This is a genomic window from Nocardiopsis sp. NPDC055824 (assembly GCF_053616335.1).
Genome location: NZ_JBSHDN010000157.1, coordinates 1 through 15,864, shown reverse-complemented (window position 1 = coordinate 15,864; position 15,864 = coordinate 1). Strand labels below are relative to the sequence as shown.

General features: G+C 74.3%; 18 protein-coding genes. 8 read left to right on the top strand and 10 right to left on the bottom strand.

What is annotated here, in order from left to right:
- Positions 1–71: 71 nt before the first annotated feature.
- The gene (gene acnA, locus ACWGL3_RS24380; protein ID WP_267949651.1) at positions 72–2,744 is read right to left on the bottom strand and encodes an aconitate hydratase AcnA; all 2,673 of its coding nucleotides are present in this window, start codon (positions 2,742–2,744) and stop codon (positions 72–74) included.
- A gap of 81 nt (positions 2,745–2,825) precedes the next feature.
- Here acnA and ACWGL3_RS24375 point away from each other — a divergent pair, with 81 nt between their 5' ends.
- Positions 2,826–3,506 carry a GntR family transcriptional regulator gene (locus ACWGL3_RS24375; protein WP_267949650.1) on the top strand — a complete coding sequence of 227 codons (681 nt, stop codon included), beginning with the start codon at positions 2,826–2,828 and terminating at the stop codon, positions 3,504–3,506.
- Positions 3,507–3,607: 101 nt separating this feature from the next.
- Here the strand turns inward: ACWGL3_RS24375 and ACWGL3_RS24370 are convergent, their stop codons facing one another.
- Entirely contained in the window at positions 3,608–4,078 is a 471-nt protein-coding gene (locus tag ACWGL3_RS24370) for a nitroreductase/quinone reductase family protein (protein ID WP_267949649.1), read from the bottom strand.
- A gap of 81 nt (positions 4,079–4,159) precedes the next feature.
- Positions 4,160–5,233: an alkene reductase gene (locus ACWGL3_RS24365; RefSeq protein ID WP_267949648.1), complete on the bottom strand. Its 1,074-nt coding sequence runs from the start codon at positions 5,231–5,233 to the stop codon at positions 4,160–4,162.
- A 314-nt stretch (positions 5,234–5,547) separates the two neighbouring features.
- Between ACWGL3_RS24365 and ACWGL3_RS24360 the strand changes: the two genes are divergently transcribed.
- The 3 genes from ACWGL3_RS24360 to ACWGL3_RS24350 all read left to right on the top strand — a co-directional run bounded on the left by ACWGL3_RS24360 (position 5,548) and on the right by ACWGL3_RS24350 (position 7,236).
- The gene (locus tag ACWGL3_RS24360) at positions 5,548–6,210 is read left to right on the top strand and encodes a pentapeptide repeat-containing protein (protein ID WP_267949647.1); all 663 of its coding nucleotides are present in this window, start codon (positions 5,548–5,550) and stop codon (positions 6,208–6,210) included.
- 136 nt (positions 6,211–6,346) lie between these two features.
- Positions 6,347–6,760 carry a spore-associated protein A gene (locus tag ACWGL3_RS24355; RefSeq protein ID WP_267949646.1) on the top strand — a complete coding sequence of 138 codons (414 nt, stop codon included), beginning with the start codon at positions 6,347–6,349 and terminating at the stop codon, positions 6,758–6,760.
- Between the two features lie 80 nt (positions 6,761–6,840).
- Positions 6,841–7,236, top strand: a complete 396-nt coding sequence (locus ACWGL3_RS24350; protein WP_267949645.1) for a spore-associated protein A — start codon at positions 6,841–6,843, stop codon at positions 7,234–7,236.
- 77 nt (positions 7,237–7,313) lie between these two features.
- Here the strand turns inward: ACWGL3_RS24350 and ACWGL3_RS24345 are convergent, their stop codons facing one another.
- Both ACWGL3_RS24345 and ACWGL3_RS24340 read right to left on the bottom strand, forming a co-directional pair.
- Positions 7,314–8,426, bottom strand: coding sequence for a serine hydrolase domain-containing protein (locus ACWGL3_RS24345; protein WP_267949644.1), 1,113 nt, complete (start codon positions 8,424–8,426; stop codon positions 7,314–7,316).
- Positions 8,427–8,472: 46 nt separating this feature from the next.
- Complete coding sequence (locus ACWGL3_RS24340; RefSeq protein ID WP_267949643.1) at positions 8,473–9,120, bottom strand: DUF4097 family beta strand repeat-containing protein; 648 nt, start codon at positions 9,118–9,120, stop codon at positions 8,473–8,475.
- Between the two features lie 270 nt (positions 9,121–9,390).
- Between ACWGL3_RS24340 and ACWGL3_RS24335 the strand changes: the two genes are divergently transcribed.
- On the top strand, positions 9,391–9,564 hold the full coding sequence (locus ACWGL3_RS24335; protein ID WP_267949642.1) for a hypothetical protein: 174 nt from the start codon (positions 9,391–9,393) through the stop codon (positions 9,562–9,564).
- A gap of 113 nt (positions 9,565–9,677) precedes the next feature.
- Here ACWGL3_RS24335 and ACWGL3_RS24330 read toward each other — a convergent pair whose 3' ends face one another.
- Positions 9,678–10,043 carry a nuclear transport factor 2 family protein gene (locus tag ACWGL3_RS24330; protein WP_267950363.1) on the bottom strand — a complete coding sequence of 122 codons (366 nt, stop codon included), beginning with the start codon at positions 10,041–10,043 and terminating at the stop codon, positions 9,678–9,680.
- 2 nt (positions 10,044–10,045) lie between these two features.
- Complete coding sequence (locus ACWGL3_RS24325; protein WP_267949641.1) at positions 10,046–10,174, bottom strand: hypothetical protein; 129 nt, start codon at positions 10,172–10,174, stop codon at positions 10,046–10,048.
- 49 nt (positions 10,175–10,223) lie between these two features.
- On the opposite strand from ACWGL3_RS24325, the gene ACWGL3_RS24320 reads away from it, so the two are divergent.
- Positions 10,224–10,610, top strand: a complete 387-nt coding sequence (locus ACWGL3_RS24320) for a MerR family transcriptional regulator (RefSeq protein WP_452461826.1) — start codon at positions 10,224–10,226, stop codon at positions 10,608–10,610.
- 37 nt (positions 10,611–10,647) lie between these two features.
- Here ACWGL3_RS24320 and ACWGL3_RS24315 read toward each other — a convergent pair whose 3' ends face one another.
- Both ACWGL3_RS24315 and ACWGL3_RS24310 read right to left on the bottom strand, forming a co-directional pair.
- A complete protein-coding gene (locus ACWGL3_RS24315; protein ID WP_452461825.1) occupies positions 10,648–12,123 on the bottom strand; it encodes a DUF6297 family protein in 1,476 nt (491 codons plus the stop codon).
- Positions 12,120–12,737 carry an ABC transporter ATP-binding protein gene (locus tag ACWGL3_RS24310; protein WP_452461824.1) on the bottom strand — a complete coding sequence of 206 codons (618 nt, stop codon included), beginning with the start codon at positions 12,735–12,737 and terminating at the stop codon, positions 12,120–12,122. Before ACWGL3_RS24310 ends, ACWGL3_RS24315 begins: the two co-directional genes overlap by 4 nt.
- Positions 12,738–12,933: 196 nt before the next feature.
- On the opposite strand from ACWGL3_RS24310, the gene ACWGL3_RS24305 reads away from it, so the two are divergent.
- Complete coding sequence (locus ACWGL3_RS24305; RefSeq protein WP_267949637.1) at positions 12,934–13,992, top strand: hypothetical protein; 1,059 nt, start codon at positions 12,934–12,936, stop codon at positions 13,990–13,992.
- A 35-nt stretch (positions 13,993–14,027) separates the two neighbouring features.
- Here the strand turns inward: ACWGL3_RS24305 and ACWGL3_RS24300 are convergent, their stop codons facing one another.
- Complete coding sequence (locus ACWGL3_RS24300; protein WP_452461827.1) at positions 14,028–14,999, bottom strand: NAD(P)-dependent alcohol dehydrogenase; 972 nt, start codon at positions 14,997–14,999, stop codon at positions 14,028–14,030.
- A 163-nt stretch (positions 15,000–15,162) separates the two neighbouring features.
- On the opposite strand from ACWGL3_RS24300, the gene ACWGL3_RS24295 reads away from it, so the two are divergent.
- A complete protein-coding gene (locus ACWGL3_RS24295; RefSeq protein WP_267949636.1) occupies positions 15,163–15,762 on the top strand; it encodes a TetR/AcrR family transcriptional regulator in 600 nt (199 codons plus the stop codon).
- Positions 15,763–15,864: the final 102 nt, after the last annotated feature.

Below are 15,864 nucleotides of genomic sequence, written 5' to 3'. Positions count from 1 at the left end.
GCGCGCCGACAGGGTGGGGCCGGCGGGGAGGGACTCCCGGCCGGCCCCTCGCCGGGCGGCGCGCGGTCGGATCAGTCCCGGGCCCGCCCCGGCTCCGACAGCGCCCGGTGCAGGATGTAGGGCAGCAGCCCGCCGTGGCGGTAGTAGAGCTGTTCGCGGGAGGTGTCCACCCGGGCCCGCACGGTGAACTCGGTGACCCGGCCCGTGCGCAGGTGGCGGGCGGTGACGGACAGGCGCTCGGGGACCTCGTCGCGGCCCTCCAGCCCCGTGACGGCGTACTCCTCCTCCCCCGTCAGCCCGAGGCTCCCGGCGCTGTCGCCGTCCTCGAACTGGAGGGCGAGCACGCCCATGCCCACCAGGTTGGAGCGGTGGATGCGCTCGAAGGACTCGGCGATGACCGCGCGCACGCCCAGGAGCGAGGTGACCTTGGCGGCCCAGTCCCGGGAGGAGCCCGTGCCGTACTCCCGGCCGGCGATGATCAGCATCGGCTGCCCGCGGTCGCGGTGGCGGTCGGCGACGGCGTGGACCTCGCCGACCGTGCGCTCGTCGCCGTCGGGGCCGAGATCGACGGCGCTGCCGCCCGGCAGGCCGGGGGTCATCGCGTTGCGGAGCCGGGGGTTGGCCAGGCCGCCGAGTTTCATCACCTGCCAGTTGCCCCTGCGCGAGGCGTAGGTGTTGAGGTCGGGCGCCTCCACGCCGCGCTCGCGGAGGAACCGTCCGGCGGGGCTGTCGGCGGGGATGCGCCCGGCCGGGCAGAGGTGGTCGGTGGTGACGGAGTCACCGAGGACCTGGAGGGCGCGGGCGCCCACGATGTCGCCGTGCGCCCCCTCCGCGCCCCGCTCCGCCGCCAGTTCCAGGAACGGGGGGCGCTGCAGGTACACGGAGTCGGGGTCCCAGTCGAACCGGGCGCCCCCGGGCGCGGTGAGCCCCCGCCAGTTCTCGTCGCCGTCGAAGAGGGTGCCGTAGACCTCGGTGTACATCGACGGTTCGATGCCGGCGGAGACCACCTCCTCGATCTCGGCCTCGGTGGGCCACAGGTCGGCCAGCATGACCGGCTCGCCGTCCGGGCCGGTGCCGAGCGGGTCGGCGGTGAGGTCGACGCGGGTGGTCCCCGCCAGGGCGAAGGCGACCACGAGCGGGGGCGAGGCGAGGAAGTTCAGGGAGACGTCGTTGTTGACGCGGCCGTCGAAGTTGCGGTTGCCCGAGGTCACCGAGGCGGCCACCAGCCCCCTGTCCTCGACGGCGGCCGCCGCCCCGGGCGCCAGCGGCCCGGAGTTGCCGATGCACGTCATGCACCCGTACCCGACCAGGCCGAACCCCAGCTTCTCCAGGTCGCGCATCAGGCCGGCGCGCTCCAGGTAGTCCACGACCACGCGGGAGCCGGGGGCCAGGCTGGTCTTGACCCACGGTGCGACGCCCAGTCCGCGCCGGACGGCGTTGCGGGCGAGGAGGCCGGCGGCGACCATGACGGCGGGGTTGGAGGTATTGGTGCACGAGGTGATGGCGGCGATGGCGACGGCGCCGTCGCGCGGCCCGGACGCGTCGGGCCCCTCGGCGGGCGCGGGCTCCTCGGCACGGCCCAGCTCGGCGAGGGCGGCGCGCACCGCCTCGCCGGTCCCGGCCAGCTCGACCCGGTCCTGCGGTCTGCGCGGTCCGGCCAGGCTCGGGGTGATCCCGTCCAGGTCGACGACGAGGGTCCGGTCGAAGCACGGCCTGCGGTCGGGGTCGTGCCACAGGCCCTGCTCCTTGGCGTAGGCCTCCACCAGCCGCACGTGGTCCTCGCGGCGCCCGGTCAGGCGCAGGAACTCCAGGGTGCGGTCGTCGACGGGGAAGAGCGCGGCGGTCGAGCCGAACTCCGGGCTCATGTTGGCCAGGGTGCACCGCGTGGCGACGCCGGTGGCGCCGACCCCGGCGCCGAAGAACTCCACGATGCTGCCGACCACGCCCAGGCGCCGCATCCTCTCGGTGACGGTGAGCACGAGGTCGGTCGCGGTGACGCCGGGCCGCAGCTCGCCGACCAGTTCCACGCCGACCACCGGGGGGATGAGCAGGGAGACCGGCTGGCCCAGCACGGCCGCCTCGGCCTCGATGCCGCCCACGCCCCAGGCCAGCACGCCCAGCCCGTTGACCATGGTGGTGTGGGAGTCGGTCCCGGCGACGGTGTCGGGGAGGGCCAGGCCGTCGCGCACCTCGACCACGCGGGCCAGGTGCTCGACGTTGATCTGGTGCATGATGCCGGCGCCGGGCGGGACCACCTCGAGCGTGCTCAGCGCCCGCTGTCCCCACTTGAGGAACCGGTAGCGCTCGGCGTTGCGCTCGTATTCGCGCCGGACGTTGAGGCGGGGGGCGTCGGGGCGGGCGAAGAAGTCGGTGGACACCGAGTGGTCGACCGTCAGCTCGGCGGGGATAGCGCCGTCGACGGCACCCGGGTCCCCGCCGCGTTCGGCGACCGCGTCGCGCAGCGCGGCCAGGTCGGTCAGGACGGGCACGCCGTTGGTGTCGTGCAGGAACACCCTGGAGGGGTGGAAGGCGATCTCGTGGGTGCCGGTGCGCCCCTCCGCCACTGCCGCGATGTCGGCCCCGGTGACCAGGTCGCCGTCCTCGTGGCGCAGGAGGTTCTCCAGCATGATCTTGTGCGCGAGGGGCAGCCGTTCGGTTCCCGGCACCGCCCCGATGTGGAAGTACTCCGCGCCGCCCGCCGCGGACCCCAGCCTCCGGCGGCTGCGGTGTGAATCGATCGACATCAGTCCTCCTAGCCTATAGGCTACATGATGTCAGAAGTCAGGAGAGGCCGATATCCTGCCTCCTCAGGGAGGACGACGTTCGTGACGACGAAGCCGGTTTTCAGCAAGAGCCAGTACGCCTACGAGGAGATCAAGCAGCGCATCCTCGCCGACGAGCTGCACCCCGGGGCGGCGCTGAGCCAGGAGGGCATCGCGGCCGAACTGGGCGTCTCGACCACGCCCGTGCGCGAGGCGCTCAAGCGCCTGGCCGCCGAGGGGCTCATGACGCTGGAGACGCACCGGGACGCGCGGGTGACGGAGCTGTCCTTCGAGGAGGCGCAGAGCCTGTACGAGGTCCGCTCGCACGTGGACCCCCTGGCCGCCGGGTGGGCGGCCCAGCGCCGCACCGGCGCCGACGTCGAGGCGATCCGCCGCGCGCTGGACGCCCTGGACCCGCTGACCGGCACGTCCGGCATCCAGGCGCTGAACGCGCACCGCGACTTCCACCGCGCCGTGTACCGCGCCTCCCACAACGAGCCCATGATCGGCATCCTGGACAGCCTGTGGGACAAGGCCGACCGCTACCGCCAGTTCACCCTGCGGCACCGCGCCGGGTCCGCCTCCGAGGACGCGCGCGTGCGCGGTGAGCACCGGGCGCTGGCGGAGGCGGTGATCGGCGGCCAGAGCGGGACCGCCGAGGAGGTCATGCGCGGGCACATCGAGCAGAGCCTGGGCCGGCAGGCCATGGAGGCCCTGCGCCCGGGGGCGGCCCCCGCGCGCTGACCGGGCGGGCCCGGCCCCGCCGACGTGGCGACCGCCCCGGAGATCCCCGGGAAGGCCCTCGCCGTCGGCAGGGTCCTTCCCGGGTCGGGCAGGGCGGGGACTCAGTCCTCGCCGTGGCCCTTCGGGAGGAGGCGGATGACGGGGATCGTGCGGTCGGTGGCCCGCTCGTACTCCGCGAACCCCGGTGCGGCGGCGGTGATCTTCGCCCAGACGCGGTCGCGTTCGCTTCCGGCGAGCTCCTCGGCAGTGACGGCGAGCTCCTCCCCCGCGACGACCACGCGCACCCGGTCGGGGGCGGCGGCCAGGTTGCGGTACCAGACCGGGTGCCTGGCCGCCCCGGCGGCGGAGGCCACAATCGCATAGGAGTCCCCGTCCAGGGGGAAGTAGGCCACCGGAGTCTGCCGCTCCTGCCCGCTCTTGCGGCCGACGGTGACCAGGACGAGCGCGTTCATCCCGTCCGGTCCGCTGCCGCCGGCGCGGATGTCGGCGATCACGTCCTCGTTCATCCGCCGCATCTGCTCGGCGGGCGGCAGCTGGGCGCCGCGGGTGCCCTCGGGTGTGTCGAAGCTCAAGGTGACTCCTTCTCGTTGTGTCGTCGCGGTGTCGGCGGGCCGACGTCGCGGGACGGGCCGCCGGACGGCGGCGGGGCGGTCTCAGTCCAGGGCCGGGTAGTCGGTGTAGCCCCGCTCGCCGCCGGAGTAGAAGGTGGCCCGGTCCGGGGCGTTGAAGGGCCCGTCGGCGGCCAGGCGCGCGGGCAGGTCGGGGTTGGCCAGGAACAGGGCCCCGAAGGAGACCAGGTCCGCGGTGCCGTCCGCCACCAGGTCGACCGCGTCCGGACCGGTCGGGACGCCGGAGCCGGTGGCGGGGTTGAGGATGAACGTGTTCGGCCACGCGGCGCGCAGCCGGTCGGTGAGCGCGCGGTCGGCCTGCTCCGCCAGGTGCAGGTAGGCCAGGTCCAGCTCGGCCAGCCCGTTCACCAGGGGCAGGTAGGTCCCGGCCAGGTCCGCGTCGTCGGTGATGTCGTTGAACGTGCCGCCGGGCGAGAGGCGGATGCCGGTGCGGTGCGGGCCGATCGCCCCGGCCACCGCCCGGGCGACCTCCAGGGGGAGCCGGATCCGGTTCTCGACGGAGCCGCCCCACCGGTCCGTGCGGAGGTTGGCGTTGACCGACAGGAACTGGTGGAGCAGGTACCCGTTGGCGCCGTGGACCTCGACCCCGTCGAACCCGGCGTCGATCGCGTTGCGCGCCGCGTCGGCGAAGTCCCGGACCGTCCGGTGGACCTCCTCGTCGGTCAGCTCCCGGGGGGTGACGAACTCCGCCGCCCCCTGGTGGGTGTAGACCTTCCCCCGCGCCCTGACCGCGGAGGGCCCCACCGGCGCCAGGCCGTCGGGCAGCACGTCGGGGTGCCCGATCCGGCCGGTGTGCATCAGCTGGGCGAAGATCACCCCGCCCTCGGCGTGGACCGCGTCGGTCACCGCTCTCCACGCCCGGACCTGCTCGGCCGAGTGCAGCCCGGGGGTGTTGGTGTACCCCTGACCGACGGCCGAGGGCTGGGTGCCCTCGGTGACGATCAGGCCGGCGCCCGCGCGCTGGGCGTAGTACCGGGCGGTCAGCGCCGTCGGGATCCGCTCCGGCTCCCGGGCGCGGCTGCGCGTCATGGGCGCCATCACGATCCGGTTCCTCACCTTGGTACCGGCCAGCTCGTGGGGGTCGAACGCCGTGGGCATGCCCTTCTCGCCTTCACTCGCCGCGGAGCCGGGGCCGCCCGCTCCGCGATGTCTGTCGTCCGGCCGAGTAAACCACCCCGCGGGCCGGCCCCGCCTCGGCGAGCACCGTGTGCTCCTGCTTCCGTCCGCCCTCGGCAGGCGGGGGCCGGTGGCGCGGTCGGCGCCCCGACCTCTCGTGGCGGACCGGCCGGGGCGCCGCTCGACGCGGTGGTAGGTTCCACTGGTCAGGAGACCGCGGTGGCGTCGGGTGCGAACCCGCCTCGCGCCCGTGTCCACCCCGCGGCCCGCCAGGGGCCGCTCCAGGAGAGGACCCCGTGTCCGGTCGCCCCGTCCCCACCGAGATCTCGGACCTGCCCTACGCCGAGGACCTGCGCCCCTTCAGCATGGAGCAGCTGCACGACGACCCCCACGAGGGCGTCCACTTCGACGGCGGCGGGTTCGACCGGGTCCACCTCACCGGCGCCCGGTTCATCGAGAGCGCCTTCACCTCCGCCCGGTGGAGCGGCGGGAGCCTGCGCCGGTGCAGGTTCACCGACGTGTGGCTGCACACGGTGCGCGTGACCGGCACCGACATCGCGGAGTCCGTCTGGCTCGACAGCAGCATCGTGGACAGCGTGTTCGCCGGCGCCGCCTCCTTCGACTGCGAGGTCCGGCGCGTGGTCTTCTCCTCCTGCAAGCTCGACGGGGTGAACTTCAGGGCCTCGCGCATGGACGACGTGGTGTTCGAGGACTGCGTCCTCACCGACGTGGACTTCGGCGGGGCGTCCCTGTCCCGGGTCTCCTTCCCCGGCTCCAGCCTGCGGAAGGTGCACCTGGCCAAGGCGAAGCTGCGCGAGGTGGACCTGCGCGGGGCGGTCGACCTCGACCTGACGTCGGGCTTCGAGTCCCTGGCCGGCGCGATCGTCACCCGGGGCCAGCTGATCGCGCTCGCCCCCGCCCTCGCCGCGAGCACGGGGATCTCCGTCCGGGACGAGTGAGCGCCTCGGGCCTTCGCGAGAACGGGCCCGTGTCAGTGGACCGAGGATCAAGAAAGTGGTCACTCCCGGCCAAGGACGTTTCCGGGAGAACCCGTCAAGCTTGAGGGGCCCAACCACCGAACGAACGGATCCCCCCGTGCGACTGCTCAGGAAAAGCCTCGCCACCGCCACCGCCACCCTCGCGCTCCTGGCCGGCGGCGCGATCGCCGCGGCCCCCGCCTCCGCCGCCGCCTACAACGGCGCCTGCGGAACGGGCTACAACGTCGTCAACTCTGCCCAGGTGCCCAACAACCAGGGCACCCTCTTCCTCACCTACAACAACTCCAACGGCTACAACTGCGCGGTCACCATCCGCAACAACCCGGGCGCCGCACTGCCCATGCTCGTCGGCCTGCGCAGGACCGGCGACGAGAGCTCGGCCAGGTACGACTCGGGCGACTTCACCACCTACGCCGGCCCGGTCTACGTACACGGGAGCGACACCTGCATGGACTGGACGGGCACCATCAACGGCCACCAGGTCACGAGGATCGCCACCAACTGCGGCTGAGGCGCACGGGCTCCCGGCCCGGCACGACGACGGCCCGCACCCCCGCGAGGGTGCGGGCCCCGAACGAACGGACCCGCCCCGTGCGACTGCTCAGGAAAAGCCTGACCATCGCCGTCGCGACGCTCACCCTCCTCGCGGGCGCGGCCTCCACCGCAACTCCCGCCTCCGCCGCCGCCTACAACGGTGCCTGCGGAACGGGCTACCAGGTGGTCAACTCCCTCCGGATACCCGGCAACCAGGGCACCGTCCACCTCACCTACAACAACTCCAACGGCTACAACTGCGCGGTCACCATTCCCGAGAATCCGGGCACCGCTGCCGTGGATGTCTGGCTGAACAGGGCCGGGGAGCCGACGCCGGGCCTACCCGATCCGTACCCCGGACCGGTGTACGTGGACGGGCGCGGCTCCTGCCTGGAATGGGGCGGCTCCGTCAACGGCCGCAGGGTCGACTGGCGCGACACCAGCTACGGCTGAGGCGCGCGGTTGCCCCGGCCCGGCACGACGACGGCCCGACCTGCCCGGTGTGGCCGTGCCCGGGGCCCCGGAGCCGTCTACCGGGCCGGCTCGGCCGCGGCGCCCTCCCCGCTTCCGAACACCTCCCCGACGAGCCTCCGCGTCACCTCCTGGAACTCCCCCGCCAGGGACTGCCCGGCGTCGTCCACGTAGGTCAGCGAAGCGGTCAGGGTCCTGCTGCCGTCGGGCGTGCCGTACATCAGCGCCGCGTAGCCCGCGATACCCCCGTTGTGGGTGATGACGGTGCCCCCGCCCGGGGTCTCCTGCACGAACACCCCGAGGCCGTAGCCCGCCTTGGGATGCGGCGTGCACATCTCGGCCAGGAGCGGGGCCGGCAGGAGCCTGCCGCCCAGCAGCGCGGAGACGAACACGTGGAGGTCCCGGGTGGTGGAGACCATGTCGCCGCCGCTGGAGATCCACGAGGGGTTCTGGCGGGTGACGTCGACCGTCCTCTCCTCGCCGTCCTCCTCGTACCGGTAGTAGGCGTGGGCGTGCGGTTCGGGGAGCTCCGGCCCGGTGGTCGGCACGACGGTCCCCGTCAGCCCGAGGGGGCCCAGGACCGAACGCCGCATCTCCTCGGCGAGCGGGTGGCCGGTGACCTTCTCGACCAGCAGCCTGGCCAGCACGTAGTTGGTGTTGGCGTAGCTCCAGTCCGCGCCCGGCTCGAACCGCGCCGGACTGGACAGCGACAGCTCCACCAGCTCCTCGGGCCGGTAGGTCCTGAACCGGCTCTCCACCCACTCCCGGCCCGCCCAGGTGATCCCGGGCACGACCGTGCCGTCCTCGTAGTGCTCGCCGGTGAAGTTGAAGATGCCGCTGGTGTGCTGTAGCAGCATCCGCACCGTGATCCTCCGGTCCAGCCCGAACCCGGGGAGGTGGTCGGCCACCGGGTCCTCCAGACCGAGTCTTCCCTCGGCCACCAGCTGCAGCACCACGGTCGCGGTGAAGGTCTTGGTGCTGCTGCCGATCCGGAAGTGCCCGTCGGTCGGCGGCTTCTCGGGGGAGCCCAGCTCGCGGGCCCCGGCACTGCCGGCCCACTCCCCCCGCTCGTCGTTCACGCGCATCTGGATCCCGACGAAACCGGGGCCGACGACGTCCTGGATGATCTTCTGGAGTTCCGGGCGGTCCTGCTCGGCGGAGGTGGCGGACATGGTGGTGTTCTCCTTCGACTGTCGGTACGGGACGGGGTCGGCCGGGCTACAGGCTGCGGGCGGTGGTGGCGCGGATGTGCAGGTCGGGGGCGCCGTCGTTCCTGAGGGCGTTGTGGATACGGCCGTAGGGGGTTCCGGCGTCCAGGGAGGCCGAGACGCCGGGGGCGGCGCCGATCGAGATGCTTCCGGACTCGGTGCTCAGCTCGACGGTGCCGCGCACGGCCTCGGTGACGGCGATGTCGCCCTTGGAGGTGCTGATCCGGGCGGAGCCTTCGAGGCGGGCCAGTGAGACGTCGCCGGCCAGCAGGGTGAGGCGGGCCTCGGCGGTGTGGTCGAGTTCGACCGTGGCACGGGCGGCTTCGAGGGTGATCTCGCCCAGGCGTCCGGTGCTGTGCAGCCGGGCGTCGGCGGCTTCGGCCCGGAGGGCCGAGCCGGCGGGCAGGTGGACGACGATCCGCACGGAGCCGGTGTCACCCAGGATCCGGTTCTCGGCGGGCGCGGTCCGGATGCTCAGGACCCCGTCGGCGAGGTCCACGGCGGTGCGCTCGGCGGCCTTGACGTCTCGGCTCCTGGCGGGGTCGGCGGGCAGGACCTCGACGGTGGTGTCGGCGCGGTCGGCGGCGGTGAGGCTGATGTGGGCGCCGGGGACGTCCAGGACGGCGGTGACGGGGGCGGGGGTGGTGAACGTGTGCATCGTGCTTGTCCTCCTCGTGCGGCGGATCCTTGCGACCCGCTGTTTCCGATGAAGGAAAAGCTACGTTGCATTCGCATAGTCGGCAACACCTTCGTTGCGAGAAAAACCTATAATTGCAGGTAGTTTCCGCGAAATCGTTGCTTTGGTTTTGAATCTAACGCAACAACTCCACGCCATGCATTGCAATGAATGGAAATCGAACGCTATGGCGCCACCGGCCGGGAGCCTCCGGACCTGCCGCCCTACCTGACGGTAGGTAGGGTGACGCCCGTGCTCGAACACACCTCGGTCGCGGTGACCGGCCTCAGGAAGTCCTACGGGAAGCGCCCGGTCCTCGCCGGCGTCTCCCTCGAGGTCCGGCGGGGCAGCCGCACGGTCGTCCTCGTCGCCACGGGGTTCGCGGCCTGCGGGCTCGCCCTCGGCCAAGCACGAAGGAACCGGTGACCGCCGCGCCCGGTGATCGCCGCCGGGCCCCGGGCCGACGATCCGGGCTCATCAGGCGTTCGTCGGGGCCCCGCGTCCCACGGGGCAGGGTCCCCGACGGACAGGATCCGCTTTCACGACGGCCCCTGGGCGAAGAAGCCGTAGATCCTGCTGATCCCGCCGTTCTCCAGCACCATGACGTCCCAGCCGTCGCCCACCGCAGGTTCGCCGGGCCTGCCGAAGCTCCAGTCGAAGTGGGCCAGGCCGTGGTGGGCGCGGACTTCACCGAGCCGGAACACCATGCCGGCGAACTGCTCCTGCCAGCCGGCGATGTAGGAGTCGATGGCCGACACGCCCTCGGCCACGGTTGCGGGGTCCGTGTACACCGCGTGCGGAGCGAAGACCTCGTTCCCGAGGGCACGGCGGGCCCGGGGGTCTCGCTCGTTCCAGATCGAGATGTACACGGCCGCCGTCCGGGAGACGGTCTCGGCGCTTTCCATGGTCACGGGGTTCCCCACCTCTCGTCGGATGCTTCGATCAGGACGTGGCGGTCGGGCCCGCCGTGCCCGGCAGCGGGGGCGTTCCCCAGCAGTCCGGGCGCACCGACGGAGGAACCGGGGCTGTCGCCCATGGCACAATCTTCAACGTTCATACCGGTATGAAGGTCAAGGAGCTTTCTGGTGCTGGTCGGGGAGCTGAGCCGCCGGACGGGTGTCGGTGCGCACCAACTGCGGTACTACGAGGCGCAGGGACTCCTGGAGCCGGACCGCGGCACGAACGGGTACCGCGAGTACCCCGAGGACGCCGTGGCGAGGGTGAACCAGATCAGGTCCTTGATCGACTCGGGGATGTCCACCAGGGACATCGCCTCGGTGATGCCCTGTGTGCTCGGGGAGGCCCCCGACTTCGTGAGCTGTCCCGAACTACTGGCTCTCATGCGAGCCCGCGAGGACCGGCTGACCGGGCAGATCGAAGCGCTCACGTCCTCGCGTGAAGCGCTCCGGAGCCACATCGGGAAGACCGTGACGGCCGGCCCGGGCGAGCGCCCCTGGGGACGCGGGGACTGAGCACCCGGCTTCCGGCGGACCGGCCCGGCCGCCGTCCCTACGCCCTCCTCGGGGCGGCGCAGTAGGCCGCCAGCACCGCCGCGCCCCAGACCGCCTGCGCCGCGAGCAGCGGGCCGGTCGCCCCGGCGGCGACCGCCACGAGCGCGGGCAGGCACCCGAGCACGGCGACGTCGGCCCCGGCCATCGCCCACACCAGCGGACCGAGCGGCACCGGGCCCATGGGCGTGTCCACGGCCGGCATCGCGTGCTCGATGGGACTACGGCGCGCCATCCGCAGCGCCCCCGCCGCCAGCGCCGGCGCGCACAGCAGTCCGAGGGGCCAGAGGCCGGCGCCGTCTCCCGCGACGTCCAGTCCCGCCAGCGCCAGGGCCAGCCATGAGCCGCCGAGCAGGGCGGGCAGCACCGACCGCGCCGCGAGGAGCGCGCGCGGACCCGTGCCCAGCAGCCGCGCGAGCGAGGCGTCCCCGGCGTCCCGGCGCGCCCCGGCGGTCCCCGCCGCGGCGACCGCGAGCGCACCCGCGGCGAGCACGGCCGCCACCGCCGTCGCGCCGCCGCCCGCACGCTCCGCCAGCACGGGCAGGGCGGCCGCGGCAGCCATCAGCGCGAGCCGTCCCGGCCGCCGCGCCAGCCGCCGCCAGTCCAGCCAGGCCACCGCCGCCGCGCCGCGCAGCCGCGACGGCCACGGGCGCGACCTCAGGACCCTCGACCGCCAGTGGGCGTCCTCGGCGACCAGGGTCAGCGAACCCGGGTCCATGACGACGAACGCGCCCGCCGCGAACCCCACCCGCCGCGAGGCCTCCAGCACCGCGCGGGCCGGGATGCGCGCGAGGGCCGCCCAGGCCCGTGCCGCGAGGCCGGCGGCCCCGGCGGCGGACGCGGTGGCCGCCGCCGTCCACGCCGCCGGGGGCGCCGACGCGATACCGGTGAGCACGCTCTGTCCGGGGCCGGCGCTCATGACCACCGCGGCGGCCCCCGCGACCACGAGGACGGCCACCGTCGCGACCAGCCGGCCGTCCCAGGGCTGGAACGCCTGGGCGAGGACGGCCGCCGCCGTCCCGCCCAGCGTCCACGCGACGCCCGTGACCAGGGACGCGAACAGCCGCAGCGTCAGCTCGTCGGAGGCCCCGAGTGCGCTCAGCAGCACCAGGCCGAGGACCGCGCCGAACGCGGCGCACAGCGCGGCCAGGACCACCGCCGTGCGGGTCAGCACGCTCCGGCGCGGCAGCGGCGAGAGCAGCAGCCACGCCGCGTCCGCGGCCGACACCGCCACGGGCCCGAGCCCGCGCGCGAGGACCAGGGCGCCGGCCAGCAGCAGCGCGACCAGGGCCAGGCCCGCGCCCGCCCGCGCCGGGTCGACGCCGGCGGGCACCCCCGACACCGCCCGGCCGACCGCCGGGGCCGCGAGCACCACCAGCAGTCCCAGGCCGAACAGGGTGATGTACCGGTCGGACCAGGTGCGGCGGCCGCGGTCCCCGGCACGGACGAACGCCCGGACCTGCGCCACCCCGTTCACGCGGCGGCCTCCAGGGCGATGTGCCGGGCGTCCTCGGCGAACCGCGGGTCGTGCGTCACCATGACCACCGTCCCGCCGTCGTCGGCGTAGACCGCGAGCAGCCCCGCGAGCCGTTCCCGGAAGGCCGCGTCGAGCCCGCGCTCCGGCTCGTCCAGCAGCAGCAGCCGGCTGGGGCGCAGCAGCGCCATGGCCAGGGACAGCCGCTGACGCTGCCCGGTCGACAGCGACGACGGGGCCCGGTCGGCGCAGCCGCCCAGCTCGAACAGGTCCAGGGCCGCCCCCACCTCCAGCCGCCCCGGGCCGTGCACGCCGCGCATCAGCTCCAGGTGCTCCCGCACGCTCAGTCCGGGGTACCAGGTGGGCTCGTCGCCGACCAGGGCGACCTCGCGCCAGAAGCCGGGCTCGTCCACGGGCGGCCGGCCCAGCACGCTCACGCTGCCGGAGGCGCTCTGCAGCCCGGCGAGGCAGCGCAGCAGGGTGGTCTTCCCGACGCCGTTGGCGCCGAGCACCGCCACCACCTCCCCGGGCTCGACCGTGAGGTCGACCCCGCTCAGGACCGGGACTCCGCCCAGTTCCACGTCCACACCACGGGCCACGATGATCGGTTCGCTCACCGCCCCAGCCTAGGGCGCGGGGCCGACGCGCCCGGCCGGTGCCCCCGTCCGCGGTCCGCCCCCGCGACAGCGGCCCTCCGGGAGGCGTTCCGCCCCCTGTACCCCGCCGCTCGGCGCTGCTAGCCTCGGGGCAACGACCTACCTGGTCCACAGGGGAGTCCGCGCCGTTCGGCGTGTTCGATTCCCGGAGGTAGACGTGTTCTCCATCGATGGACCAGGTCGTGCGACGGCGCTGTGGGACATGGTCGACGGGCCGATGCCGCGAGGACTGCTCGGCGTCGGCGACCCGGACCTCCACGTGGTCGACGGTGTCGCGACGATGTTCCTGGGCGGCTTCTCCACGACGTTCCGCAACCGGCTCTACCTGGCCCGTCCGGCCCCCGGCGGGGGCATGGACTCCGCGCGGTGGCTGATCGACGCCGACGCGCGCGGCCGGGCGAGGCCGATCGTCGCGGACCCTCCCCGCGACGGGTGGGACCGCGCGGGGATGCACACGCCCTCGTACGTGCCCGCCGTCGACGGCCGGCCCGCGCGCATCTACTACACCGGGCGCGCGACGGCCAGGCACTACGGCCCCCGGAGCGGCTACGCGATCGGGGTCCTGGAGCAGCGCGGGGGACGGTGGGAGCGCCGCGACGAGCCCGTCCTGCGCGGCAGCGCACCGCGGACGAGCGTGCTCGAACCGCTCGTGGTCCACCACCGGGGCCGCTACGTGATGTGGTTCCAGGCCGACCCGAACGAGATCGGACCGGGCGAGCTGCCCGACTACGAGCTCCGGGTCGCCGAGAGCGCCGACGGGATCGCGTGGTCCGCCCCGCGGGTCTTCGCCGGTCCCGACGAGGGCTTCTTCGACAACGCCGTCCACCGTGTGGGCGACCGCTGGGTCATGGTGCTGGCGAGGGGGGCGAACCTGCACAACACTCCGCGCTTCCCCGACCAGGGCCTCTGGGTCGCCACGGCCCCCGAACCGAGCCCCGTCCGCGCCGACTGGACGGCCCCGGTCCGGGTGCTGGACACGGACAGGCCCGGTGTTCCCGCGTGGATGGCGCGCGGCGTCTACGGTCCGGCGCTGCACGCCCTGGAGGGAGCGGACGGCGCCGTGCTGATGTACACGGCCGTCAGGGCCGCTCCGAAGTGGCCCGCCTTCAACCTGCGCCGGCTCCTGCGCGGACGGGCCCCGGTCGTGCCCTCCCCCTTCTACCTCGCGGTGGGGCGGTCGCGGTTGTCCGGCCCCCCGGGCGCGGTCGGGCGCTGACACCGCCGTCGCCCCGCCCGCCCGGGACCGTCCGGTCAGCTCCGCGGGCCGGGGTCCTCGCCCATCGACACCACGACCTTGCCGCGCAGCCCGCCCTTCTCCACCCTCCGGTGGGCCTCCCGCACCCTCTCCACCGGGAACACCTCGTCCACCACGGGCACGAGCCGGCCCGACTCGACGTACCGGACGAGTTCGGCCAGGTCCTCGCGTGAGGGGTTGTTGCTGAAGGGCAGGACCCTGCGGCGGTCCACGGCGGCGGACCAGAGGGTGTCGGCGGTCGACCTCAGGGGGCGCCGGGGGTCGATGGCCAGCGGGAGGTAGCGGCCCCCCGGGGCGCGCAGCCTCCGGTAGGCGCCCGGCTCGGATCCCACCACGTCGAGGACGACGTCGAACCGGCCCAGGTCCGCGGGCCCGGTCTCACGGTGGTCGAACACCTCGTGGGCGCCCAGGTCGCGGACCCAGTCGAGGTTGCGCCGCCCGGCCAGGCCGGTGACGTGCGCCCCCAGGGCCCGGCCGACCTGCACCGCCGTGCTGCCGACCCCGCCGGAGGCCCCGCGCACCAGCAGCCGCTCCCCCTCGCGCAGGCGCGCCTTCTCCACCAGTGCGGTCAGGACCGTGGTCCCCGAGGCCGGGAGCGCCGCCGCCCCGGCCGGGTCGAGGCCGGCCGGGGCCGCCACGACCCTCTCCTGCGGGACCGCGACGAAGTCGGCCGTGCTCCCGAACCCCATGTGCGGCAGGATTCCCAGCACCTCCTCCCCCACCCGCGCGGGGTCGACCCCGGGTCCCACGCCCGACACCCTCCCCGAGAAGTCGACGCCGAGGCCGCGGGGCATGCGCGAACCCATGACCCGGCGGAGGCTGCCCGCGCGGATCTCGGTCTCCCCTCCGCCCACGCTCGCGGCGTGGACCCGCACGAGCACCTCCCCCGGCCCCGGGTCGGGGACGGGCACCCGGTCGATCGTCAGGACGTCGGGCGGACCGAACCGCTCGTAGCGGACAGCGCGCATGGTGTTCACGGTGAACCTCTCCTCGTTGACGGGAATGGCCGGCCGCGCACCGCGGTTCCCCGCTACGAACGCCGGGGGCGGTGCGCGGCCTGTGCCGACTCCCCGACCAACGCACCGGGGCCGCGCCGTGATGGCCCCGGGGACACAAGTGAGAGACGGGGACATGGGGACTTCTCGGATCGGCGCACCGGCGCCGGCCACGGACCCGGACCGCCCGGCGCTCCCGCCGATGCGGCGCGACGCCGAGGACAACCGCCGACGCATCCTGCGGGCCGCCCACGAGTGCTTCCGCGAGCGCGGCCTGGACCTGCCGATGGCGGCCGTCGCCCGGCGCTCCGGGGTGGGCACGGCCACGCTCTACCGGCGTTTTCCCACCAAGGACGCCCTGGTCATGGAGCTCTTCGCGGACTCGGCCGCGCAGTACGAGAACGTGTTCGACGCGGCCCTGGCCCATGCCGACCCCTGGCGCGGCATGGAGTACGCGCTGCGGCGCTGCTCCATCCTCCAGGTGGAGGGCCGTGTGTGCTCACCGGAGTTCGCGGCCCGGTTCCCCTCCCACGCCGAACGGCACGCCCGCGAGGGCCGGGAGAAGCTGGCGGCGGTGCTGGACCGGGCCCGGGGGGCCGGGGTCGTACGGGCCGGGATCACCACCGACGACGTGGAGATGCTGTTCGAGGCGGTCGGCGGTCTGGCCGCGTCCGCCGAACCCCACCGCCGCGCGCAGCGGCTGGTCAGCCACCTCCTGGCCTCCTTCGCTGCCTGAGGCGCCCTGGGGGCCGCCGGGCCGGGTCCCGGCCGGGAAGCCGCGCTCGCGAGGAGCCTCCCGAACGTGAAGAGGCCCCCGGCGCGACACCGTGTCGCGCCG